Origin of the sequence: Psychrobacter sp. NPDC064578 (assembly GCF_044901245.1) — a bacterium.
Taxonomy (GTDB): domain Bacteria; phylum Pseudomonadota; class Gammaproteobacteria; order Pseudomonadales; family Moraxellaceae; genus Psychrobacter; species Psychrobacter cibarius_C.
In genome coordinates, this window is sequence record NZ_JBJDPI010000001.1 from 409,651 (window position 1) to 432,753 (window position 23,103).

Annotated in this window: 22 protein-coding genes; 14 read left to right on the forward strand and 8 right to left on the reverse strand. The window is 43.8% G+C overall.

Annotated elements, in window-relative coordinates:
• Nucleotides 1–93 precede the first annotated feature (93 nt).
• Nucleotides 94–429 (reverse strand): pyrimidine/purine nucleoside phosphorylase, encoded by a 336-nt coding sequence (locus ACI2JM_RS01720; RefSeq protein ID WP_198330479.1) that lies wholly within the window; start codon nucleotides 427–429, stop codon nucleotides 94–96.
• 733 nt (nucleotides 430–1,162) lie between these two features.
• Here ACI2JM_RS01720 and recN point away from each other — a divergent pair.
• The 7 genes from recN (at nucleotide 1,163) to xerD (ending at nucleotide 7,434) form a co-directional block, all read left to right on the forward strand.
• Nucleotides 1,163–2,842: a DNA repair protein RecN gene (recN, locus tag ACI2JM_RS01725; RefSeq protein WP_198330478.1), complete on the forward strand. Its 1,680-nt coding sequence runs from the start codon at nucleotides 1,163–1,165 to the stop codon at nucleotides 2,840–2,842.
• 147 nt (nucleotides 2,843–2,989) lie between these two features.
• Nucleotides 2,990–3,553 (forward strand): YqgE/AlgH family protein, encoded by a 564-nt coding sequence (locus ACI2JM_RS01730; protein ID WP_045443003.1) that lies wholly within the window; start codon nucleotides 2,990–2,992, stop codon nucleotides 3,551–3,553.
• 108 nt (nucleotides 3,554–3,661) lie between these two features.
• Entirely contained in the window at nucleotides 3,662–4,189 is a 528-nt protein-coding gene (gene ruvX, locus ACI2JM_RS01735) for a Holliday junction resolvase RuvX (protein WP_055123746.1), read from the forward strand.
• A gap of 92 nt (nucleotides 4,190–4,281) precedes the next feature.
• Complete coding sequence (locus tag ACI2JM_RS01740) at nucleotides 4,282–4,761, forward strand: hypothetical protein (protein ID WP_404641634.1); 480 nt, start codon at nucleotides 4,282–4,284, stop codon at nucleotides 4,759–4,761.
• A 60-nt stretch (nucleotides 4,762–4,821) separates the two neighbouring features.
• Nucleotides 4,822–5,148 (forward strand): sulfurtransferase TusA, encoded by a 327-nt coding sequence (tusA, locus tag ACI2JM_RS01745; RefSeq protein ID WP_404641636.1) that lies wholly within the window; start codon nucleotides 4,822–4,824, stop codon nucleotides 5,146–5,148.
• Nucleotides 5,149–5,268: 120 nt separating this feature from the next.
• Nucleotides 5,269–6,471, forward strand: coding sequence for a methyltransferase (locus ACI2JM_RS01750; protein ID WP_404641638.1), 1,203 nt, complete (start codon nucleotides 5,269–5,271; stop codon nucleotides 6,469–6,471).
• Nucleotides 6,472–6,495: 24 nt separating this feature from the next.
• On the forward strand, nucleotides 6,496–7,434 hold the full coding sequence (xerD, locus tag ACI2JM_RS01755) for a site-specific tyrosine recombinase XerD (RefSeq protein WP_404641640.1): 939 nt from the start codon (nucleotides 6,496–6,498) through the stop codon (nucleotides 7,432–7,434).
• Between the two features lie 7 nt (nucleotides 7,435–7,441).
• Here xerD and ACI2JM_RS01760 read toward each other — a convergent pair whose 3' ends face one another.
• A complete protein-coding gene (locus ACI2JM_RS01760) occupies nucleotides 7,442–7,837 on the reverse strand; it encodes a hypothetical protein (RefSeq protein ID WP_060490163.1) in 396 nt (131 codons plus the stop codon).
• Between the two features lie 218 nt (nucleotides 7,838–8,055).
• On the reverse strand, nucleotides 8,056–8,415 hold the full coding sequence (locus ACI2JM_RS01765; RefSeq protein ID WP_060490162.1) for a PH domain-containing protein: 360 nt from the start codon (nucleotides 8,413–8,415) through the stop codon (nucleotides 8,056–8,058).
• Between the two features lie 221 nt (nucleotides 8,416–8,636).
• Here ACI2JM_RS01765 and ACI2JM_RS01770 point away from each other — a divergent pair, with 221 nt between their 5' ends.
• The gene (locus tag ACI2JM_RS01770; protein ID WP_045442989.1) at nucleotides 8,637–9,245 is read left to right on the forward strand and encodes a class I SAM-dependent methyltransferase; all 609 of its coding nucleotides are present in this window, start codon (nucleotides 8,637–8,639) and stop codon (nucleotides 9,243–9,245) included.
• A 94-nt stretch (nucleotides 9,246–9,339) separates the two neighbouring features.
• Here the strand turns inward: ACI2JM_RS01770 and lptG are convergent, their stop codons facing one another.
• Together lptG and lptF are read right to left on the reverse strand one after the other, a co-directional pair.
• Complete coding sequence (gene lptG, locus ACI2JM_RS01775) at nucleotides 9,340–10,566, reverse strand: LPS export ABC transporter permease LptG (protein WP_404641643.1); 1,227 nt, start codon at nucleotides 10,564–10,566, stop codon at nucleotides 9,340–9,342.
• Complete coding sequence (gene lptF, locus ACI2JM_RS01780; RefSeq protein ID WP_404641645.1) at nucleotides 10,566–11,861, reverse strand: LPS export ABC transporter permease LptF; 1,296 nt, start codon at nucleotides 11,859–11,861, stop codon at nucleotides 10,566–10,568. The genes lptG and lptF overlap by 1 nt, the downstream gene beginning before the upstream one ends.
• Before the next feature lie 564 nt (nucleotides 11,862–12,425).
• Between lptF and ACI2JM_RS01785 the strand changes: the two genes are divergently transcribed.
• The 5 genes from ACI2JM_RS01785 to sstT (ACI2JM_RS01805) all read left to right on the forward strand — a co-directional run bounded on the left by ACI2JM_RS01785 (nucleotide 12,426) and on the right by sstT (ACI2JM_RS01805) (nucleotide 18,258).
• Nucleotides 12,426–13,046, forward strand: a complete 621-nt coding sequence (locus tag ACI2JM_RS01785; RefSeq protein WP_404641647.1) for a cysteine hydrolase family protein — start codon at nucleotides 12,426–12,428, stop codon at nucleotides 13,044–13,046.
• Between the two features lie 176 nt (nucleotides 13,047–13,222).
• Complete coding sequence (locus tag ACI2JM_RS01790) at nucleotides 13,223–14,902, forward strand: leucyl aminopeptidase (RefSeq protein ID WP_404641649.1); 1,680 nt, start codon at nucleotides 13,223–13,225, stop codon at nucleotides 14,900–14,902.
• A 36-nt stretch (nucleotides 14,903–14,938) separates the two neighbouring features.
• Nucleotides 14,939–15,424 carry a DNA polymerase III subunit chi gene (locus tag ACI2JM_RS01795; protein WP_404641651.1) on the forward strand — a complete coding sequence of 162 codons (486 nt, stop codon included), beginning with the start codon at nucleotides 14,939–14,941 and terminating at the stop codon, nucleotides 15,422–15,424.
• Between the two features lie 213 nt (nucleotides 15,425–15,637).
• A complete protein-coding gene (gene sstT / locus ACI2JM_RS01800) occupies nucleotides 15,638–16,840 on the forward strand; it encodes a serine/threonine transporter SstT (RefSeq protein WP_404641653.1) in 1,203 nt (400 codons plus the stop codon).
• A 215-nt stretch (nucleotides 16,841–17,055) separates the two neighbouring features.
• Entirely contained in the window at nucleotides 17,056–18,258 is a 1,203-nt protein-coding gene (sstT, locus tag ACI2JM_RS01805; RefSeq protein ID WP_060490156.1) for a serine/threonine transporter SstT, read from the forward strand.
• 92 nt (nucleotides 18,259–18,350) lie between these two features.
• On the opposite strand, the gene ACI2JM_RS01810 is transcribed toward sstT (ACI2JM_RS01805), so the two are convergent.
• Both ACI2JM_RS01810 and ACI2JM_RS01815 read right to left on the reverse strand, forming a co-directional pair.
• Entirely contained in the window at nucleotides 18,351–18,674 is a 324-nt protein-coding gene (locus tag ACI2JM_RS01810) for a chaperone modulator CbpM (RefSeq protein WP_060490155.1), read from the reverse strand.
• Nucleotides 18,675–18,766: 92 nt separating this feature from the next.
• Nucleotides 18,767–19,750 (reverse strand): DnaJ C-terminal domain-containing protein, encoded by a 984-nt coding sequence (locus tag ACI2JM_RS01815; RefSeq protein ID WP_404641656.1) that lies wholly within the window; start codon nucleotides 19,748–19,750, stop codon nucleotides 18,767–18,769.
• Nucleotides 19,751–20,601: 851 nt separating this feature from the next.
• Here ACI2JM_RS01815 and ACI2JM_RS01820 point away from each other — a divergent pair.
• Nucleotides 20,602–20,964, forward strand: coding sequence for a septal ring lytic transglycosylase RlpA family protein (locus ACI2JM_RS01820; protein WP_045442968.1), 363 nt, complete (start codon nucleotides 20,602–20,604; stop codon nucleotides 20,962–20,964).
• 108 nt (nucleotides 20,965–21,072) lie between these two features.
• On the opposite strand, the gene ACI2JM_RS01825 is transcribed toward ACI2JM_RS01820, so the two are convergent.
• Nucleotides 21,073–23,094 carry an ABC-F family ATP-binding cassette domain-containing protein gene (locus ACI2JM_RS01825; RefSeq protein WP_404641658.1) on the reverse strand — a complete coding sequence of 674 codons (2,022 nt, stop codon included), beginning with the start codon at nucleotides 23,092–23,094 and terminating at the stop codon, nucleotides 21,073–21,075.
• Nucleotides 23,095–23,103: the final 9 nt, after the last annotated feature.

Below are 23,103 nucleotides of genomic sequence, written 5' to 3' on the forward strand. Positions count from 1 at the left end.
AAAGAAAAACCTTACCAATCCGATAAGGTTTTTCTTTTTTTGAGTAAAAGGCTCTTTGCTGTCATCAATCACTTAATAACAGCTTTAGCAAACTTACCCTTCTAAGTGGCAAATATATTGAACAATTTCTTCTGTTCGCAAATTAAAACCACTATTGCCTTCAACCACGAATGATTGACCAGCGCGGTAATAGCTGAATTCTTCGTCACCATTAATTTTAACCTCACATTCACCGCCCGTGATTTCGATACGCTCGGAGGTATTGGTGCTAAAATGATAATGCTCAACCAAATTATCACAAGGCAAGATAACGCCCAATGTTTTATGTCGACCATCTTCGAACATAATAGTGTGGCTTGAACAACGACCATCATAAGATATCGTCGCTTGAGCATTGACTGTTACATTAGTAAATTGCGCCGCTGTCATAGTGGCTTCCTTATCAAATAATCATTACGAAACTAAAAAATAAGTAATTGGTTAGAGTACCGCCAGAGTTGCGTCGTTAACCGACACTTCTGTACTACGTACTGTATCCTTCTGTACTAGATATCTGTGCGCTAGAGCTAGCCACAGGTTCTATGAAAATACTTTAGAATAATGACCGAGTGGCATACTCTTCCAACTATACGCCTATCATTTTACAAAATTATGACTCGTTATCGTGTATTACACTGCACTAATCTAATCAGAAGAGTTTATCATTATGTGAGATTATGCTACCACATTATATCTATAAAGTTTGTTAAAGCGACTAGGAAAATGCTGTTTGATGCGAATCTTAAACTTACTTACTCATCTTTTTTTGAGTCAGCACCTTATCACTATAATGGGGCTTTTTTTATACATTTGATCCGCAACCATTCTTAGTCTAACGCCATCATTTTGACAGGCTTAGTCATCTTAATGATTGATATTGTGAATATTATGATGATGACTCATAGCCAGTTTTCGACAGTTTTATGGTAATCTTCCAATAATAAAATCTATTATACATCGCTTGAAAGTTTGTATTTAAGCGCGTTTAACACCATACTATTTGCCTATAATATTTATCTCATTAACACGGTTAAATGAATAATTTCATTCCCTTATCTACCCTATTTTATATATGGCTTCTTGAGATGTATATGAAGTCTATTGTCTGTCATGAGAGGCATTGATGCTAGTATCATTAACTTTACATCAGTTTGCGTTGATCGCTCAGCATGAGCTGAGTGTGGCTGAAGGCTTCAATGTCATCACGGGTGAGACCGGTGCTGGCAAATCGCTCTTACTCGATGCGCTGTCTTTATGTGTCGGCGAGCGCGCAGACAGTGCGATGGTCAGACACGGGGCGGCGCAAGCCGATATTTATGCGCAGTTTGACGTAGAAAACAATACCGTAATTGCTGATTGGTTTGCCAAAAATGATAGAGCACTAGAAGAACCTGAAGTCCTCATTCGTCGTCAGCTCAGCAATACCGGACGCTCAAAAGCGTGGTTAAATGGCACGCCTGTCAGCTTGGCAGAGCTCAAAAGCTTAGGTGCATTGTTAGTTAATATCCATAGTCAGCACGCTCAGCAAGCGCTCCTCAAGCCGCAGTTTGTGGTGCAATGGTTGGACGAGATGGCGCAAATTACGTCTCTAGCTTTACAAACTGCCAGTAGCTATCAAACCTATCAGCAGCTCAAACGCCGTGCTGACGACATTGCGAGCCGTGAGGCACAGCGCCAAGACCGTATGCAACTATTGCAAAGCCAACTTGCTGATATTGCGCCGTTATTGGCGGTTGATTATGCAGAAGTTGAAGCGGAGCACGAAGAGCTGTCTAATATCGAAGCTTTGATGATCGAGGCCAGTCATGGCTTACATCTTCTTGATAATGACACGGATGAGCCAGACGTCATGACCTTGCTTGGGCAAGCGATCAAGCTTTGTGATAACCAAATGAGTGTCAGCCAAACTTTTGAGCAAGCCTCCGAACAGCTGCATTTAGCACAGCAACAAATTACTGAGGTAACAGGCTTACTGTCAGATTATGCTGAGCAACAATTGCCTGATCCTGAGCGTTTGCAGACATTAGACAGTCTTATCAGCTTAGGACATCGCTTATCACGTAAACATAGCTTGCCAACGAGCGACTTAATCGATGAAGCAAAGGGGTGGGAAGCGCAATTAGAGCAGCTAGAAAACGAGCCAAGCAGTGATGCGATGGCGGCACAAATTGAACAGGCTTGGCAAGACTATCTTGCATTCGCCACTCAGTTAAATAAAGAGCGCTCGAAAGCCGCGCCGATCGTCAGCAAACAATTAATGCAGCAGCTACAACCGCTCGCGCTACCCAACGCCCGCTGCGAGTTTGTCTTTACCAAAAAAGCCGATGCTAGCCAATATAGTGCGCAAGGTTGCTATGATATTGATTTATTATTTAGCGCCAATGTCGGTATGCCGATGCAGCCGCTACATAAGATTGCCTCAGGCGGTGAGCTGTCACGAATGGCACTGGTGATGCAAGTACTGCAAGCAACCAATGCCGATAATAATGCCGCAAAACCCATGCTAGTATTCGATGAAGTCGACGTGGGTATCAGTGGCGGCACGGCGCAAGTGGTCGGTGAGCTACTGCGCGCGCTTGGGCAGACGCAGCAGCTACTGGCCATTACTCACCAAGCACAAGTCGCGGCGCAAGCGCATCAGCATATCTTGGTACAAAAACATCATGACGAGCAGACCGAAAGCGAGCTATTGATATTAACCGATAGCGCGCAAGTCGACGAGCTGGCACGCATGTCTGGCGGTGTGATCATCACTGACGTCACCCGCGACCATGCACGTAGTTTATTGACCGATGTGAAATAAAGGCTTGGTCATTCATCAACCAGTTGTGCAGCGCTGTGTTTCATCACTGCTAAATATTTGCTTTGGTTGATTTTCACCTCAGTATCGCCATATAGTGGTGTGTCATTTCTGTTATTTTACCTTCAATATTAGGGTGCGTTTGTCTCTATGTCTAAAGCCAATTTGACCCATCATTTTTTAATCGCGGCACCAGAACTGTCAGACCCACGGTTTGAGCAGGCGCTGATCTATATTTGCCGCCATGATAAACATGGCGCACTTGGTCTGATGGTCAATCGTCCATTAGAGCAGGCACGCGTGGGCAAACTGCTAGAAGATTTAGACATTGAAGTGACGGATGCGCAAGTGATGGAAGATGTGGCATTAGAGGGTGGCCCGATGTATCCAGAGGTTGGCTTTGTGCTGCATACGGGTCAACCAGAATGGGCATCGTCTTTTGCAATCTCAGAAAACGTCTGTATTACCACCAGTCAAGATATCCTTAAACGTATCGCCGCAGGTCAAGGCGTTGGGCATTATCAGCTATGCTTGGGTCATGCCAGCTGGGGTAAAAAACAGCTCGATCAAGAACTTAATAATGGCGATTGGCTGGTCTGTCCTGCTGATCTGAATTTATTGTTTGATACACCATTCGAAGAACGCTGGCAAATTGCCGCGGATAAGATTGGCGTTAACTTTGATTACCTTAGCAGTGATATTGGTCATGCTTAACGATTGACTATGGTTACTAAAGTATCCTTTTAAATTAAAGCTGCATTTAAATTAAAGCCGTTAAGCTAAATGAATCACGCCCAATAGAAATAGGAAGTATGCATAATGATGGTAGAGTCTGATACGAGCATTAAAATCGAAACTGCTGACACTACTGTGGCGGAACCCGCTATTAAGCCTCATCTTATTTTGGCGCTCGATTACGGGGTAAAAAAGATGGGTATGGCGCTAGGTAACACCATTACCGAGACTGCGCGTGCCTTTGATATTTTAGCGATGAATAATGGTCAGCCTGATTGGGATAACCTGCTCGGTATTATCAAAGTCTGGGGCGTAGCAAAAGTGGTGGTTGGGTTGCCGCTTAATATGGATGGCAGCAGCTCAATGTTGTCTAAGCGTGCGCATAAATTCGCTCGTCGTCTAGCACATAGAGTCATGGAACAGCATCTACCAGTGGTGGTGAGCCTGTGTGATGAGCGTCTAACCTCAGTGGCAGCGCGTGAGATCGCGTGGGATAATGGTTGGATTAAGCATGAACGCGACCCGATTGATGATATCTCTGCCTGCATTCTGATGTCGACTTATTTCGCTGATCCCAGTAGCAGTATCGCCATCGACGCTATCAAAGCCGATTAAGTCAGCGACAAACCTGCTGTTAAAGCACTCTTAATTAAAACACTGCCAATTCTGACATATCGTCACTCTACACGGATAAATACCTGATTATTATGACCACTGTCTCAGACCAATCCCTGCAAAACAAATCGCAACATGGTTTTGCGCCGCTTGCCATCGCCCGTATCAAAGGCGCTCAGCGAGCGAATCAAATAGCGATTTATCTCATTTATGCCGCTATTCTCGCCTTTATGGTCTTTGGCACCATTGCCAGTATCAAAGCCTTTCATGACAATCAACTGCTTTATCAACTTTTCTATAACTTGCCTTATGCCTTGGTTGCGCTTACGATTCCTATTACTATTTATGATGCGCTGGTGATTTATCGTTATCGCTTAAACCAAGCGTCGATGATTGCCATGAGCATTGGCGTATCGACCATCATATTGGTTGGTGGCTTATTATTCGCTGATACCGCCTGGTTAGGCTTATCTTGTTGGCTAGGTGTGGCGTTTTTATTTAAAGTGAGCTTTAAGCGCTTTTTTAATTTTCTAGAAGCAGAAAAAGACACTGAAACCGCTGAAGAAGCATAAAGCATACTTATAAATGACACAAAAAACTTTCACCTTATATTATCGATTTAAATGACTATTATGAGCACTTCTACCACGCAAACGACGATCAATCATCATTTAGACACTCAAGGGCTGATTTGCCCTGAGCCAGTCATGATGCTGCATCGAACCATTCGTAACGCTGATGCTGGCGAGGTGATTGAAATACTCGCCACCGACCCAGCCACCACTCGTGACATTCCTAATTTTTGTCGTCATTTGGGACATGAGCTTGTGCAGCAAGAAACGCTTGCTGAAAATATAAATCTAAACGTCGATCCCGATGAAATAATGGTCGCTGGCGATGAGGATGCACCAATCAGCGCCACACTTTATCGTTATCTGGTTAAGAAAAAAAGTACTTAAATGCACTCAAGTGACCGCAGCAAAGCATTGATCACAGCAAAACATTGACAGCGCAATAAACAATATAAAGATATCTTTGCATTTTAAGCGAAGTATCTTTCACAAAAGGTAGACTATTACGTGTTACAAACAGAAAAGCAGTATGTACAATGGCAAGAAAACGAGACTCTACGTAATGCTCTTTGGTTGTCTGAAAGCAATCATGTGCCACCTGCGCGCATTGTATTGGTCGATGATACAACGACCGCAGATGATGCTTATCGCTTGGCGTGCGAAGGCAGCTCACTGCTATGGCGTGGTGATTTTCATAATGCACGCCAGTTGCTACAAGCGCTCGGTCGTCGCATAGATCGTACCAATGAGCGCTCTGAGCTGCGTAAAGCAAAAAAAGCGGCTAAATCTACAACAAAATCTGATTCAGTCAGCTCTAAAGAAATACCCAACCTATTCCATCAGCAGCGCCAACTGCAAGCCCAGCGTTCGCGCATATTGAGCCGTTTGCTATTAGAGCTTGATGCCAGTTATGTCAGCCAACTACGCCGCGCGCCCGATGTCAGTGCAGCTTGTACGGCAGCTTTTGGCCCGTTAGATAAGGCAATGGATGAGTCTTGTGTACTGTCGTTTCGTGACTTGCAAGGTGCATTAGGTGCAGCAGGATGGCGCGAAAAAGGCGTCCCCATAGACAGCTTAGGGCTATCCATTTTCCCGCATTATGGCGTCTTTGCACCAACCCGTCATGAGTATGTGCAGCTATTGCTCGATGCACCGCTACCAGCGACCTATGATGTCGCCTATGACATCGGTACCGGCACAGGATTGCTGGCTATTATCTTAGCGCAGCGCGGTGTTCCGCAAGTGATAGCAACGGATTTGAATCCACGTGCTTTGGCTTGTGCCAACGAGAACTTTACACGGTTAGAATTACCTGCCGTACAACTGCAGCAAGCCGATTTGTATCCGACTGATGCACCACTCGCCAACCTGATTGTCTGCAATCCGCCTTGGTTACCTGCTAAGCCAAGCTCGTCTCTTGAGTACGCCGTCTATGATGCCAAAAGTGAGATGTTGCGTGGGGTATTGCAAGGTGCCAAACAGCACTTAGCTGAGCACGGAGAGCTTTGGTTGATAATGTCAGACTTAGCTGAGCACCTGCAATTGCGCACCCGCGATGAGTTATTAGGCTTGTTTGCCGATGCTGGATTGGCCGTAAAATATCGTCTGGATACCCAACCTAAGCATGGTCGCAGCCAAGATGATACAGACCCTCTACATGTCGCGCGCAGTGCTGAAGTCACTTCATTATGGTGTCTAACGCCTATCTAACATTCACCCATCGAGTACTGAGTTATGAGCCGTGATCGTGCCGTGCAACAGCGTCAACCTAAGGCACTGGCAGTAGATGACGAACCCAGTTATATGACTGAGTTTCGTCAAGCCATGCTGGCACGCGGTCTAGCAACGCGTACTCGTAATGCTTATGTGCGCGATTTGCGCTCTTGCGAGCTGACCAATCCTACTGCCCTGACACGCTGGCAGCCTGATGACGTGCTGCACTGCTTATCAACCTTGACTCAAGAAGGCAAAACACCACGTACCCAAGCACGCATGCTCTCAAGCCTACGTCAGTTCTACTTATGGATGATTGCCAGTAATCTGCGTGAAGACAATCCTTGCGAGCGTATCAAAAGCCCAAAGCTAGGACGACCGTTACCAAAAGACTTAGCCGAAGCTGATGTCGATAATCTCCTTGCTGCGCCTGATACCAGCACCGCGCTTGGACTGCGCGATAAAGCCATGCTAGAGGTCTTATATGCCTGCGGTCTGCGGGTGAGCGAGTTGATTAATCTCTCATTAGAGCAAGTGAATCTAAACGCTGGCTGGCTGCAAATCACGGGCAAAGGGAATAAAACGCGCTTAGTACCACTCGGCGAATATGCCAGTGATGCGCTAGAAGATTATCTAACGCATGCTCGTGGTGATTTGATTGCGCATTTAAAATCAGGAAATTGCCAAGCGGTATTTTTAACCGCGCAAGGTGGCTACATGACGCGGCAGAACTTTTGGTATTTGCTCAAGAAATATGCCAAAGTCGCTAGTATCGATAAAGAGCTATCACCGCATACCCTGCGTCACGCTTTTGCCACGCATCTACTGAATCATGGCGCGGACTTGCGTAGTGTGCAGTTATTACTTGGACATAGCGATTTATCAACCACACAGATCTATACCCATGTGGCGACAGCGAGGTTGCAGAAATTGCATGCTGAGCATCATCCGAGAGGCTAGCGTTGTACTAGATATTTAATCTATCTATCCTTCCGTTTTTTCGACCTACTCTCAAAGTATTGCTAGGGAATAATGGCTGTATTACAACATTTTCATTAAATATATAAACTTTAGAAGATAATGCCATAACATCGTAAATATTATCTATTATTAGTTTTAAATTAGACTTGAAGATAGGTATTTTTTCATCATCAGCTAGAACGTAAAAATGGATTTTCGCTAGATCTGAGAAGTCACTTAACAGCTCTTCCATATAATCATAATCTTTATACTCAATTCTACCCCAAACCATATAATTCTCTTTCAAAGGAAAAGTTTGTAGCAGCTTTATTGCTTCCTTCTCATTATCTACGAGATTAAAATCCTGCTCTAAGACTTCTCTACATTCTTCAAATAGTGTCATAAATTACTCTTTATTTAAGCGGTTACGTTAAGATGACCATTATTTATCTCTTAAATTATTTGACATGCCGTAGCTCAAATTCCAGCCTGGAATTTTTAGCAAAAAATTTTAGTTAATCCACTTACCATAGTCGGCCTACTCTTTTTCTTCATCTATCACTATTTTAGGATTACGTGCTTGTATCTCTTGATAAAAACTTGCTCTATCTTTCGGTGATATCAATACTTCTTTGTCCGATATTCTATTTTAAATCTATCCAATGATAGTGCTGGCGCAGATGTCATGCTTCGAGTTGGCGTAATATGTATGATATCTGCCAGCTCAATGGTTTGAGTAGACAGGCCACTATCAACATATAGCTGGCTATCAGTTAGAGTGTATTTAGTACCAAAAAAAGGCATAAGCATCAGTACTGCAAAAGGCAGTAGGATAACCATTAGCAGTATGTTTCGCATACGTGAATTACTTTTGCCCCAGCGCCATTCCCATAATGGAATGAGGATAAATGATAAACTACCGACCCATAAAATCAACGCGATCCAGAAGTCGACTTTAGATACGAATATAATGTCTGGCATAAATAATACTTAGAGACTATCAGGTTAAATTTGATTCTATCTTAAGCGATACCTCTTATCTCTAGCATTTTTTCTTAAAAATTTTTGCGATATAGCAAAATGCAGTTCTAGAAATAGATAGCTGCAAACCTACCCTTTTCTCGCTACAATACGCGTATGATGTGCACGCTGCATAACTGAGCAACGCACCGCCTTTTACTTATCCATTATCCGAGAAGCTCATGAGCCATAGACCACCTGCTGACCTACTAAAAAATGCCCAACATTGGCGTGAAGATATTAACTTTCGCCAAGACGTACTGGGTAAGCCATTTGATTTTTCGACCACATGGGGCATTTTTTCACCGCAAAAGCTCGATGACGGTAGCTTGATGCTGCTTGATTATATTGATTTTGAAGCGGATGACGACTCGATCGATTTGGGCTGTGGCTATGGCGTACTCGGTATGACAGCAGCGCGTGAGTGTCCAAACGGTCTGCATACGTTGATTGATAAAGATTTTATGGCGGTAGAATATGCCCGCCTGAATTGTGAGAAAAACGGTCTAAAAAATGTCGATGTGCATTTATCAAATGGCTTCAATCACGTGGCGAAAGACAAAGACTTTAGCTTGGTGATGTCAAACTTGCCAGCCAAAGTAGGTAAAGAGCAGCATTATTTATATTTCCTCGATGCCTATGCTCGTATGCGTAAAGGTGGACGTTTTTATGTGGTGACAATCAATGGCCTACGTCAGTTTATGAAGCGCTCGTTTACCGAAGTGTTTGGCAATAGTGAAAAGATCAAACAAGGCAAAACCTATACGATTACCATGGCGACCAAAGACTAAGCTGTAAAAGCTTATGTATTAAAAGCTGTATAATCAAAGAAGCCCGCTAAATCGTCATGATCTAGCGGGCTTTTTTATGGCAAATGATATCTGGCTACATCTGCCGTTTGAGCAAATAGCCACCCAATATCGCACTGGCGATAATCGGTAATATCACCATTAATAACGGCGAAAATCCAGTCGCCAATGAGATAAAGCCAACCAAGTCTTGCACGTAACTAAACAGCAAGCCAAACAATAATGCCACAACGATACGCAAGCCTAAGCTATGCGTCCGCAATGAGCCAAAGACGAATGAGCAGGCGACAATCACCAATGACAAAATAGACAACGGTGACAGTAGTTTTTGCCAAAAAGCCAGCTCATGACTTAACGAGCGCGTGCCTTGTTGGCGCATAAATTGACGATGCTCATACAGCTGAGTCAATGACAAATCTTCGGCCTTACGGGTAAGCAGATATACCGATTCAGGGGCAAAGGGTAGACTTAAAGTATCTGACGGTGAGATGGCTTGGCTACTCTCAAAGCCTTGGTTAATCATTAGCTTGGTCATATTATTCAGCTGCCACTCATAGCGATATTGCTCGCTCGGTTTGCTGCTGGCAGGATTAACAGGCTCACGACCAATATATTTACCACCCTCAGCGTGAATGGCCGTTTGCAGATTGCCATTATTGTCTAAATGCCAGCGTTTAACTTCACCGATATTGCCTTGCACATCAGCATAATCGATATACAAAATATCGCTACCATCTGGCTTGGCACTGCCGTCTTTTGTACTCTCAAAGCGTGGCTGCAACGTCCAATAACCGCGTACCGATGTGACCAATGAACTGCTGTCTTCGTCGTTGATTTCTTTTGCCAATTGATTAGAGTGCGGCAGCACGAACTGATTGATAATCAATGCGAGCAACACAAAAATCAAAGCAGGCTGCAATACCCAACCGACGATACGATAAACGCTGACGCCAGCGGCACGCATCACGACCAGCTCACTTTTATTGGCAAGCAAGCCCAAGCCGACCACTGCACCTAGCAATGCGCCAGTGGGAATAAATTGCTCTAAAAAATAAGGCGAGCGATAAAAAATATACTTAATCGCCTCGCCCATCGTATAGCTATCATCTAACGAATCCAGCTCAGACAAATAAGAGAATACCAGCTGTAATGCCCACAAGCCTATGACAGCTCCGACGATTGCGAGCAAAGCGTTCAGCTTGACGTAACGGCTCAGCACTTTTAGTTTGGCAGGTTTGCGAGCGTACTTAGCATGAGCGTTTTGCGAGTCAGGATTGGACGGTTTAGAAGATAAGACACTCATTAGGACTGCCCTCCTTGTGAGCCACTGCTCTGATGATCGGCAACTGTTAAAGGCGTGTTCTTCGGTTTGCGAAAGCGTAATCGATGCTGCACACGGCTGCCCCAATTCATATAAAGCGCCAATGCCATAAATCCTAAAATGAGCCACGCATATGCCCAGACGCTCACGCTGCCTTTGCTAACAGCATTTTTGAGTGAAATGATACCCAGTGCACAGCTGACAAACAATAAAATCGAAGGAAATAGGCGCAACCAGCGACCTTGGCGCGGACGTACTTGCGCCAGTGGTACAGCGAGCATTGGTGCAATGATCATCAACCACGGCAATGCCAAACGATAACCAAGCTCACTTTGTGCCACACGCAGCGAGTTGCCACTACTTGCCGTACCACCCGTCGCGGCTTGCCATAATGGTCCAATCGCTTGCGTTTCGATATTATCTTCGGTGATGACTTCTTTTGAGGATTCTGTCAAAGTAATGCGGTAACGATCAAAGCCCACTTGATTGTATTTCAGACTGCCAGCACCGACTTCATAACGACGCCCTTGGAACAAGTCCAATTGGGTCACACCGCTATTACCCGTGTCTACTTGCTCGGCACGCTTAGCCAACGTAATAGTATCTTTGCTGATGTTGGTATTATTAGTAATCGCCGTTGGCATATTTGGCATGTCTGAAATATTGAATTGCTCAGCTGTTTCGAGATCGATGGTGTTTTTAACATCGACAGCAGCCTCTTTAGCAGTGTTGTTTTTAGCAGCACTGGCCTTTTTTTCAGGCTCAGATTGAATCAGTATCACATCTTGCAATTGCTTTTTATCATCGCTCAAGCTGCCCACATAGAGATGATAATTGCCACTACTAATAAATTCATTGGGACGAATTAAATCAAAAGCGCTGGTCAATGCTTGCTGTTGCCAGACACTTTCCGATGAGCGTACGCCCCACGGTTTACCAACGATGGATAAAGCCGCTTCCCCAACAAACAACGCCAAGATTAACGGCGTCATCAAACGGGCAAGTTTACCACGCGACACCCCACTGGCATTAATCACCGCCATTTCTTGATCGACATACAGCCGCCCGAATACCAGCATGAGAGCGATAAAAAATGCTAATGGCAGGATAAGCTCTAAAAAGTAGGGCAAATTATAACCAATGATGGTAAATAACAAGCTGATATCTAAATTGCCTTCTGCGGCAATCCCAAAGTAACGGATCAAACGACCGCCCAGCATCATCACCACTAAAAACCCCAAGACCAATGCGGTCGTTGAGGCAACTTGTTGAGTCATATAGCGGCGTAATATCACAATGGGCACTCTTTTAAAAAGGTTGATAGTCGCACGATTTATCGCAGCTTTATTGGCAAACACTGACAATTATGGATAGCTCTAAATACAATAGCGGAGACCGATAACTGAACCATAGAAATACAAGACCGTGCTGCTCAATCAGATACTTAAACAGCCCTAAAAGCAACGGCAAAAGATATGAAAACATCTGCGAGACGGGTTAGCGACATGCTGTAAAAATTAGCGATAAAGATAACCGCTAATCCTAGCATATTTTGCTCAAAAATGGCTGTGAAATGTGTTTGCAAACATTGCGTCCATCTTGCTATAACGCTGTATGGCTCACTAATAATAGATAAGATATGGAAAGAATAACGAGCATTTAACTCATTAGTGTATCTTATCTAAGAAGCCTTTTTATTAAGTCTTTGCATGATATTTTTACTTGATGTCATTTGGAAACCTTTGTGTGTCATTCGTATCACTGCCCTCGCACCGTTAGGATTACTTGTTAAACTGAGAAAACTAAAAATTCCTAATTATCTCGCCCAATGGAGAATATTAATGACAAATAAACTCGGTTCTACCCCTTCTACTTTACTTGCAATCGCTGGCGGTCAATTTGATACGCTCGATTGGTCAAATTGCGCCGTGGTTTTTATTGACTATCAAAACGAATATGTCGATGGGGCGATGCCATTGGGACAAGCTGGTGCGAACGCCATTGCAAATGCGCGACTATTGCTAGATAAAGCTCGTAAACAGAACGTTCCTATCTTTCATATCGCCCATCACGGCGCAGATAATGGCAATGTTTTTGATCCCTTATCATCTAACGTCGAGATTATCGCTGAATTACAACCAAAGGATGGCGAAACCGTCATCGTCAAAAAAAACCCCAATGCGTTCCATGATACCCAGCTGCAAGCGCTTATTTCAGCTGCACAAAAACAGCAAATTATTTTTGCTGGGTTTATGAGTCATATGTGTGTTAGCTCAAGCGTGAGAGCCGCCTTTGATTTAGGCTTTGACAGTTTTGTTTGCCATGATGCTTGTGCTACTCGCGATCTGCCTGACTATAAAAAAGAGAAAATCAGCGCTGATATCATGCATGCTACTGCGATGGCAGCACTGCAAGATAGATTTGCCGCTTTAGTAGCAACCGATGAGTTAGTTGATAGCTAATAAATGGTTCGAACCCATGACCTAAACCTTGCTCACTGCGCACTCACCTCGCAATATGCTACACTATTGCGATTGCTTGATTGGCCAAACAATCTGATAATTTAACAGGTATCAGCAATTAAAAAAATCTGCCATTTTCATAGCGCTAACGTCATAACTCCAATAAGGATAAATATATGAATATTAAATTAACCCAAACACTGCCAAAAACCCATACGCAAAAAATCCTCAAAAAAGAAGCCAAAAGTAAAGACGCGGCCTGCCTTGTCGTTTTGATCGATGATAAGAAAAATATCTTAGCTGAGTCAGTCTTGAGCGATTATCAAACCCGCATTGAGCAATTGATTGAAGTATCACACTTTAACGGCAAAGCTTGTGAAACGGTTGCTGACTATGCGCTAGCGGGTGATAAGAAAACCACCAAAGAAAATCCAGTACAGCTATTATTGGTCGGTGTGGGTAATGTTGATAAATTGCGTCATAGCGTTCTAGAAAAAATTGCCAAGACCATTTATAAGAGCACCCAAAAACGCGTCGATTCTATCACTGTAGCGCTGGGCGATAGCTTAGAAGAAAACCAGTTTAGTCAATTTGCGCTGAGCCTACTGGCAGCAAGCTATCGTTTTGACAAGTACAAATCTGAGCAGCAAACACCTGTTTTAACGGATATCTACTTACTGGCAGAGTCGTCTTTAGAAGACTCATTAGACTTTGCACAAGCGGTCTTTACTGGTCAAAGCTTGACCCGTGATGTTGCCAATGAGCCGGGTAATATCTGTTTCCCAGCATATATGGCTGAGCAAGCACAGGAATTGGCAGCCACTTATCCTGACCTATTAAAAGTAACGGTACTTGGCGAAGACGAGATGTCAGCACTGGGTATGAACTGCTTCTTATCGGTCGCGCAAGGCTCTACCAAAGAAGGCAAACTGGTACTGATGGAGTATCGTGGCAAGTCTAATTTTAGCGTCAATACTGATGGTGATACTAGCAAAACCATTACCAACAGCGCAAAAGTAGCTGGTGGTCTCAAAGCCTTGGCTGATAAATTACCAACCAAAGCTGCTAGCAAAAAAGCCGCTAAAAATGCTGAACAGAATAGCGAAGACAATGCCAATGCTGCAAATAATGATGCGCCTATCGTCTTAGTCGGTAAAGGTGTTACCTTCGATTCAGGTGGTATCTCAATCAAGCCGGGTGCGGCGATGGATGAGATGAAATTTGATATGGGCGGTTCTGCTGCGGTACTCGGTACTCTAAAAGCGCTATGCGAAGCGCGTCTACCTATCAATGTTGTCGGTGCACTCGCTTGTGCTGAAAATATGCCATCAGGAGAGGCGACGCGTCCAGGCGATATCATCAGAGCAATGAACGGTAAGTCAGTTGAAATCCTAAATACTGATGCTGAAGGTCGTTTAGTATTGTGTGATACCTTGTGCTACGTGCAGAAGTATTATCAGCCAAAAGCCATCATTGATGTCGCAACCTTGACTGGTGCTTGTGTGGTTGCGTTGGGTCATGTACGCTCGGCAGTCTTTAGTAATGACGAAGACGTGTTGTTTGACTTAGAAAACGCCAGTAACTTATCAGGCGACCTTATCTGGCACATGCCGATGGATGACGAATATCAAGCGCAGATTGACTCGCCTATCGCTGATATTCAAAATATCGGTGGTAAAGGCGCTGGCGCTGTGACTGCTGCCTGTTTCTTATCGCGCTTCATCGAAGAAGGTCAAGCATGGGCGCATTTAGACATCGCTGGTACGGCATGGATTTCAGGTCAAGACAAAGCCGCAACTGGTCGCCCTGTGCCATTATTCATGCAATACCTAAAAAATAGCGCAAATATGGCATAATCTATTGATGAATCACCATTCAATGAAAACCACTTTATGAAAGTTAGCTTTTATGTATTAACTGAGAATAAAGCTCAAGATTTCTTGGGCTTTATTTGTCAGCTGACCCAGACGGCGCTTAATAAAAGCAGCCAGTCGTTATTAATCCTTGCTGAGGATGAAACGTTAATTGGTGAGCTTGATAAAGCGCTTTGGGCACAAGACGATACGAGCTTTATACCACATCAACGCCTTTTAGATTCTAATACAGAAGGCGCTGATATGGATGTTGCTAATACTGATATTAATAATCAATTATTAGCACCAGTGTTGCTTGCCAGCTATATGCCAGCCGATTTTAAAGGGATCGTACTCAATACTACGATACGTCCCGTTAATGACTATATAAATGCTACCAGCAATACATTGCCAACTCGTATTTTAGAGCTTATCAAACCTGATACGGTCAGCACTGAGGCAGGACGCGCTAAATATAAGCATTACCAGCAACTCGGCTATGAGCTTACCCATTTCAAAGTTTAATCTTCTATTACAAAATCAAACGCCAGTCATGGCGTTTTTTTGTGCTTAAATGTCGACTTTTAAAATTCTTAGAGGTTTATAAGTACGTTATTGCCTACTGCCTTATAAAATCTGTCAGTAGGCGCTTATCACAAAAAATGCTAACATCCTTCGGTTGTTAAGCTAACGATTGTTAAGCTAATATTTATTTCCAAATGGACTAAAGGGGTAAAAATGCATTCATTAATAGCGATGTACCAACGAATCGGATTGGTAACGCTGATTGTTATCGGTTTAGTACTAGGTACTTTGATAGGATGGCTGGCGCCAAGTGTCGGTATTGCCTTAGGGATTTTGGGGACCCTGTTCGTAGGTGCCCTAAAAGCCGTTGCCCCTATACTGGTATTTTTCTTAGTGATGGCTGCTATCTGCCAACATCGTAGCGGTAATAAGGTCTATGTAAAACCGGTACTGTTTTTATATCTGATAGGCACTTTTATAGCCGCTTTGGTCGCTGTTGGTGCCAGCTTTTTATTCCCAACCGAATTGACGTTAGTGAATGCGACCATCGAGCAAGTACCGCCAGCAAACTTAAAAGAAGTATTGAATAACTTATTACTCAGTCTCGTCGCCAATCCAGTTGCTGCACTAGCCAATGCTAACTATATCGGTATATTAGCTTGGGCCGTTATTATTGGCATTGCGCTACGACAAGCTGGTGAGACGACTCGCAGCACTGTCAGTGACATTGCAGATGCCATCTCAAAAGTAGTCAAATGGGTCATCGCGCTAGCACCTTTTGGTATTTTGGGATTAGTCGCCAATACCGTCGCTGATACTGGCTTTGCTGCGTTATTGGGCTATGCACGAATTTTGCTAGTACTGATAGGCTGTATGTTGTTTATTGCTTTGGTGACGAACCCTCTCCTTGTATATTTCAAAACGGGTAGAAACCCTTATCCACTAGTATTCACCTGCTTACGTGAATCTGGTATTACTGCGTTTTTTACCCGTAGCTCTGCTGCCAACATTCCTATCAATATGAACCTTGCCAGCGAATTAGGCTTACATGAAAATACTTATTCAGTCACCCTGCCATTAGGCGCCACTATTAATATGGCAGGTGCAGCGATTACTATTAATGTCTTAACGCTTGCAGCCGCGAATACACTCGGTATTGAAGTGACCTTTGGCTCAGCATTACTGCTAAGTATAGTCGCTACAATCAGTGCTGGCGGCACCTCTGGCGTCGCTGGTGGCTCATTACTACTCATTCCTTTGGCGGCCAGTTTATTCAATATTCCTGATGACATTGCGCTACAAGTGGTGGCTATTGGCTTTATTATCAGTGTGTTGCAAGACTCCGCAGAGACCGCATTGAACTCATCAACAGACGTCTTGTTTACTGCCGCTGCTGATCCAAAATATGCACGCTAATGTTGGGTGTGTTAAAGACGACCATAACAAACCAATTACCTTAATTGATAGGTATAAAAATAAAAAAAGGGCTTAACTGCCCTTTTTTTGGTTATACTTTACCCATTTTTATTCTGTTTTACGAATCTTACCTTTATATGAGTATGAGACTAGTAAAGCAAAAAACATAAAATGGCTTGATCTCTTTTATTATTCATTAGATTGTCGGGGTAAGGATGTATTCATTTTTTGCGATGTATAAGCGCATTGGTCTAGTACCACTTATTATTATCGGTTTGATAGCGGGCGTATTGATAGGTTGGTTGGCACCAGATATCGGTATCGCCTTAGGATTGTTGGGTACCTTATTTGTAGGAGCACTAAAAGCCGTTGCACCGATACTGGTATTTGTGTTGGTCATGGCGGCCATTAGCCAGCATCGCAGCGGTAATGAAGTTTACGTCAAGCCTGTGCTCATCATGTATATGTTTGGCACTTTTTTAGCTGCACTGACAGCTGTTGGCGCGAGCTTTTTATTCCCGACAGAACTGGTATTGGTCAACGCCACAATTGAGCAAGTCCCACCAGCCAACCTCAAAGAAGTACTGACCAATCTACTACTAAATCTGGTCGCAAACCCAGTTAATGCCATCGCTGAAGCCAACTATATTGGTATTTTAGCGTGGGCAATTATCATCGGTTTCGCACTGCGCCAAGCCAGTGATACCACACGCGCTGTGGTCGGTGATTTTTCTGACGCCATCTCCCAAGTGGTGAAGTGGGTCATTGCCCTAGCACCTTTTGGTATCTTGGGCTTGGTGGCTAATACCGTCGCTGAGACAGGATTTGCGGCTTTGGCAGGTTATGCGCGTATCTTGATGGTACTGGTCGGTTGTATGTTATTTATCGCTTTGATTGCCAATCCTATTATTGTACTGATCAAAACGGGCAAAAACCCTTATCCGCTAGTATTCAAGTGCTTGCGTGAGTCAGGGATTACCGCATTCTTTACGCGTAGCTCGGCTGCCAACATTCCCGTCAATATGAACCTTGCCCGCAAACTGGGTCTACACGAAGATACTTATTCGGTGACGATTCCACTGGGTGCGACCATTAATATGGCGGGCGCGGCGATTACGATTAACGTCTTAACGCTTGCAGCCGCGCATACACTCGGTATTGAAGTGACCTTTGCCTCAGCACTGCTACTCAGTTTGGTTGCAACCATTAGTGCCTGCGGTGCCTCTGGTGTCGCTGGTGGTTCATTACTCTTAATTCCATTGGCAGCAAGCTTATTTAGTATTCCAAACGATATCGCCATGCAAGTGGTTGCGATTGGCTTTATTATTGGTGTGATACAGGATTCAGCCGAAACGGCATTGAACTCTTCAACGGATGTACTGTTCACCGCAGCCGCTGATCCAAAATATGCGCGTTAAACGCTAAATATATTATTTGCAAAAAAAGGGTCTCATTTTAGAGACCCTTTTTTTGTGCTGATTTTTTATGTACTGAATAAAGGGGAAATAAGTTATTTTAAAGGATCGATTTCAATTTCAATCACTGGTGTCTGCATGTCTAATTGGCGTTTAAATTGACGTAATTGTTCGAGCTCATCCAATAGCTCAAGTATCAAGCCAATCGCCGGAACACTGGCTTCAAAGTCGCGGCTAAGGCGCGAGGCACGGCGCACTGTCGTCAGCTGATAACCAGTGAACTGCTCACGTTCTGGTACATCATATTCGATGATGTCCTCTTCAATCAATTCGATGACCCATTGGCGCTCTTGGCCACAGGCAGATACCAGCTCATCCAAGCTCATGATAATGTCGGTAAATTCAGGCGAGTGTTTCATAGCTATTATCCTCGTTTGCGCTTTATTTCATCGTTATCGTATGGTCTTCATCTCTATTACAGTGTTTCAATGTGAGTAATTTCTGGTGGCCTTTAACGACTAATATTGATATCGGCAAAGGCTTGTTTTAGTTGCTCATAAGCTTGGGTCGCAGCCTCAGTGCTGATATCAGGGTTCACGATGTTTAAGGTTAGATACAAATCACCCGCTTGCTTAGCAGGGATACCTTTACCTTTTAGGCGTAAATTGCTACCAGACTTGCTGTTCTTAGGCACAGTCACAGCAAGCGTACCAGCTGGCGTACTGACGTTAATTTTTTCACCCAACGCCGCTTCCCATGGCGCTATATTGATGGTTTGATAAACATCAGCGCCTTCGATACGGATATTGTCTGCGTGACGGATTTTTACTTTTAAAAATAAATCGCCATTTTTTCCGCCACTAATACCAGCGGCACCTTGCCCTGCTAGGCGAATTTGCTTGCCATCAGTGATGCCTTTAGGGATTTTAATTTTCAGCGTTTTGTTGTCATACTCGACACTGCCATTCGGTTGACGAATAGGGACATTCAACTTAATGCTGTAGTCGTCGCCATTATAAACGGACGCCAAATCAACCGTAATCTCTGCATGTTGATCTTGACCTTTACTATCTTGCGAGCCAAAACCACCACGCTGTGATTGGCCACCCGCTGAACCACGTGCACCGCGACCAAATGCCGAAAAGATGTCATCGAAGCGGAAGCCACCATCGCCATAAGCTTCGCCTTCACCGAACTGATCTTTGATATCTTCCCAGCGATAGCCGCCTTGCCCGCCACTTGCAGATTGACCGCCAAAACCACCACTTTGACCAGCAAAGGGATTGTCTAGCATGGCGTCATATTCGGCACGCTTGTCTTTATCTCTAATGGTTTCGTAAGCATTATTAATCTCAGCAATCTTATTGTCTGCATCTGGATCATCGCTCACATCAGGGTGATATTGACGGACAAGCTTACGGTATCTTTTTTTAATATCTGCAGCTGACGCGTCTTTTTTGACCCCTAAAATGTCATAGTAATTTTTCTCTGCCATGTTTTTGTCCTCAACATAAAAGCATGTTAATGATACTGGTATGCCCATTTTAAACGATATGGTACGGAAACTTATTCAACTGCGACATAACAGGTGGTAACGATAGTCTATCTAATAATGATAGTAATATAAAAATTCAATACCGTTATACAAATATTACCAGTAATAGTGCCGAACAACAGCAGTGTTTAAGTTGTTTGAAGCACTTGGGGCGTGTTGAACATTCGATCATGGCACTGACAGGGACTATTTTTCAGGCGATTCGACGTTAAAAATAGTAAGTTTAGTCATTCTAAGCGTCTATTTTTAACAATGAAGCGGCAAAAAAGAGTCCTGTCCCCTTCTGTTAATATCGGGGCTGATACTAAAATTGCCCCATGCTACGTTTCAATTCTAGCTAAGGTGTTAACATTATCGTCGACTTGCGCCTTGGCTGGAACAATTTTAGCTATCAGCAGTGCCCATTTGTGAATGTTCAACACGCCCTAATACATTGTTATTCACTTGTGCCACGGTAGTGATGTGTTTCTCTATGATTCTGGCATTACTATTCTTTGATAGCCACAGAAGTCATATCAATTTAACACTCGCCCTAATGAAAAAATAGAGAGTCAAGCCAAAAATACCATTAACAATGTAAATCATTATTTAAAACAATTACATACAGATCACTGGTATTTAGTAGCTAGCGTGCATAAATGAGCATTTTGACCTTGGTAGTTCTTTTACAGAACCGTAAGAATATGACAAAGTATGTGTTGTAAAATGAATATATTATTTATACTCATAGGGAGTATGAATAACATAGGCAAGTGTATCTGTCTATTTTATAAATTGCTTAAAGGTATTAAATGTCTTATTTAATCAAGTCTTTGGTTATCACATTATCACTACTGCTGAGTACCACCGTTTTTGCTGGAAACACCAGTTATTACGGCAGTCAGTTCCACGGTAAACGCACCGCTAGTGGTAGTATCTTCAACATGAACTCTTTGACCGCTGCGCATCGCACGTTGCCGTTTGGTACGAAGGTACAAGTGACCAACAAGAAGACAAAGCAGAGTGTAATCGTAAAAATCACCGATAGAGGCCCTTTCATTCGGGGCCGTATTTTGGATTTATCGAAAGCCGCTGCTGGTCAAATAAACTGTCAGTTATGTACGACCACAATGGAAATTTTGTCTTATGGTGATGGTAAATACCGTAAGGAATAACGTAATAAAAAAGGGAGAGCCAGCGCTCTCCCTTTTTTGTGACTGTCTTTATCAAATAAAAATAGCTTAAAAAACAATCAAAATCTACTATTTATAACTGACAGCAATCTATTCAAAACCCGCTTCCATTTCCTCTAATGTCGTCATCAAAAGCAATAATTTTTCTTCATTATCACTATGCTGCTGCTGTAATGCCGTTTGCTCATTGAGTAATACTAGCAAGTCAGACTTGCGACTTTCTTCGTATAGAGCCGTATCAGCCAACTTTTCTTCAAGCGTCACAAGCTGCTTATCAATTTTAGCCAATGTCTTTTCTGTCTCTTCTATCTCACGGCGAACAGGTGCGGTGAGTTTGCGTTGTTCAGCAGCCAATTTACGCTGCGCATCTTTACTAAGCGTAGGCGTCGTAGCTTTACTTTTTGATGAATTATCAGGTGCTTTATTGCTCACTTGATCATTATCTGTTTCACGTGAAACGAATTTCTTACTCTCTTTTTTGCTTTTTTTCTTACTGGTACTTTTATCTGATGAGTTCTCTTGCTTACGCTTTTCTGCCAGCCACTTACCGTAGTCGCTGATGTCACCATCGAACTCCTCGATTTGACCATCATGTACCAAAAACAGCTCATCACAGACGTTGGCAATCAACTCACGATCATGCGAAACCAGTACCACTGCCCCCTCAAATCCTTGCAAGGCAATAGTCAACGCTTGGCGCATTTGTAAATCTAAATGGTTGGTCGGCTCATCGAGTACCAGAACGTTCGGACGTTGCCAAACAATCAATGCCAGCGTCAAACGCGCACGCTCGCCCCCAGAGAATAGCTCACTCGGCGTATCGATACGTTCACCGCGGAAGTCAAAACTGCCTAAAAATGAGCGTAGCATCGCATCAGAGGTTTTACCGGCCAGACGACGCAACATCTCTATCGGCGTGGCCTTGGCATCCAATATATCCATTTGATGCTGGTTAAAGTAGCCTAGTTTCAGGGTATCCGAAACACGATACGTCCCTGTTAATACGCCAAGCTCACCGACTAAGGCTTTAATCAGTGTTGATTTACCTGCGCCATTCATACCTAGCAAGCCAAGACGCGTATCCGGCGTTACTTGCACATTGGCATTATATAGAAGTGGCGTATCGCTATAGCCGATATCCGCTTTGGTCAGCTCAATCAGTGGTGAGCTCATATTTGCTGGCTCATAAAAGCGGAAAGAAAATGGGTTATCCGCCATCATCGGTGACAGCTCAGCCATGCGCTCAAGCTGCTTGATACGGCTTTGTGCTTGCTTAGCCTTACTGGCTTTGGCACGGAAACGACGAATAAAGTCATCCAAGTGTGCTTTAGTCGCTTCTTGTTTTTCAAACGCTTGCTGCTGCTGTGCCATACGCTCATGACGGGTGCGAATAAACTGCTGATAATTACCGGTATAAAGGGTGATTTTTTGTTGCTCAACATGCAAGATATGACCGACGGTAGCATCCAAAAAAGCTTGGTCATGCGAGATGACGATGACCAGACCAGTATAAGCATTGATCCAAGTCTCAAGCCACAAAATCGCATCCAAATCCAAATGGTTGGTCGGCTCATCGAGTAACATTAAGTCCGCACGGCTCATCAAGGTTTTGGCAAGGTTTAGACGCATGCGCCAACCACCCGAAAACCCTTCTACGGGCAATTCATGCTGGCTGGTATTAAAACCAAGACCTGCCATAATTTGGGCCGCTTTAGTCGGCGTACGATAGCCATCAATTTCATCAAACTGCTGATGCAATACCCCGATCTGCTCATCACTGACGCTACTCAAATCATTCAAAGAAGCATTAATCTCATACCACTGCTCATCACCGCTCAATACATAATCGATTGCAGACTGCGTCGTAGCGCCGACTTCCTGCGCCATATGCGCCACATGCCAGCTATCAGGAATACTGACTTCACCTCTATCAAGCGTGACCTCGGTATCTCCTCTGCCCATTCGCGTCAACAATAAGGCAAATAAGGTAGATTTGCCGGTGCCGTTGTTGCCCGTCAAGCCAACTTTGTGGCCCGGATGTAGCTGGAAGCTTGCCCCTGCAAACAACTCACGACCATCACGGCGAACACCAACGTCTTTAAATTCGATCATATAATCTCT

Excerpts from the sequence above, each read along its gene's own strand:
- ACI2JM_RS01720 (WP_198330479.1), bottom strand. The coding sequence starts at position 429 with ATGACAGCGGCGCAATTTACTAATGTAACAGTCAATGCTCAAGCGACG.
- recN (WP_198330478.1), top strand. The coding sequence starts at position 1,163 with ATGCTAGTATCATTAACTTTACATCAGTTTGCGTTGATCGCTCAGCAT.
- ACI2JM_RS01730 (WP_045443003.1), top strand. The coding sequence starts at position 2,990 with ATGTCTAAAGCCAATTTGACCCATCATTTTTTAATCGCGGCACCAGAA.
- ruvX (WP_055123746.1), top strand. The coding sequence starts at position 3,662 with ATGGTAGAGTCTGATACGAGCATTAAAATCGAAACTGCTGACACTACT.
- ACI2JM_RS01740 (WP_404641634.1), top strand. The coding sequence starts at position 4,282 with ATGACCACTGTCTCAGACCAATCCCTGCAAAACAAATCGCAACATGGT.
- tusA (WP_404641636.1), top strand. The coding sequence starts at position 4,822 with ATGAGCACTTCTACCACGCAAACGACGATCAATCATCATTTAGACACT.
- xerD (WP_404641640.1), top strand. The coding sequence starts at position 6,496 with ATGAGCCGTGATCGTGCCGTGCAACAGCGTCAACCTAAGGCACTGGCA.
- ACI2JM_RS01760 (WP_060490163.1), bottom strand. The coding sequence starts at position 7,837 with ATGACACTATTTGAAGAATGTAGAGAAGTCTTAGAGCAGGATTTTAAT.
- ACI2JM_RS01765 (WP_060490162.1), bottom strand. The coding sequence starts at position 8,415 with ATGCCAGACATTATATTCGTATCTAAAGTCGACTTCTGGATCGCGTTG.
- ACI2JM_RS01770 (WP_045442989.1), top strand. The coding sequence starts at position 8,637 with ATGAGCCATAGACCACCTGCTGACCTACTAAAAAATGCCCAACATTGG.
- lptG (WP_404641643.1), bottom strand. The coding sequence starts at position 10,566 with ATGAGTGTCTTATCTTCTAAACCGTCCAATCCTGACTCGCAAAACGCT.
- lptF (WP_404641645.1), bottom strand. The coding sequence starts at position 11,861 with ATGACTCAACAAGTTGCCTCAACGACCGCATTGGTCTTGGGGTTTTTA.
- ACI2JM_RS01785 (WP_404641647.1), top strand. The coding sequence starts at position 12,426 with ATGACAAATAAACTCGGTTCTACCCCTTCTACTTTACTTGCAATCGCT.
- ACI2JM_RS01790 (WP_404641649.1), top strand. The coding sequence starts at position 13,223 with ATGAATATTAAATTAACCCAAACACTGCCAAAAACCCATACGCAAAAA.
- ACI2JM_RS01795 (WP_404641651.1), top strand. The coding sequence starts at position 14,939 with ATGAAAGTTAGCTTTTATGTATTAACTGAGAATAAAGCTCAAGATTTC.
- sstT (WP_404641653.1), top strand. The coding sequence starts at position 15,638 with ATGCATTCATTAATAGCGATGTACCAACGAATCGGATTGGTAACGCTG.
- sstT (WP_060490156.1), top strand. The coding sequence starts at position 17,056 with ATGTATTCATTTTTTGCGATGTATAAGCGCATTGGTCTAGTACCACTT.
- ACI2JM_RS01810 (WP_060490155.1), bottom strand. The coding sequence starts at position 18,674 with ATGAAACACTCGCCTGAATTTACCGACATTATCATGAGCTTGGATGAG.
- ACI2JM_RS01815 (WP_404641656.1), bottom strand. The coding sequence starts at position 19,750 with ATGGCAGAGAAAAATTACTATGACATTTTAGGGGTCAAAAAAGACGCG.
- ACI2JM_RS01820 (WP_045442968.1), top strand. The coding sequence starts at position 20,602 with ATGTCTTATTTAATCAAGTCTTTGGTTATCACATTATCACTACTGCTG.
- ACI2JM_RS01825 (WP_404641658.1), bottom strand. The coding sequence starts at position 23,094 with ATGATCGAATTTAAAGACGTTGGTGTTCGCCGTGATGGTCGTGAGTTG.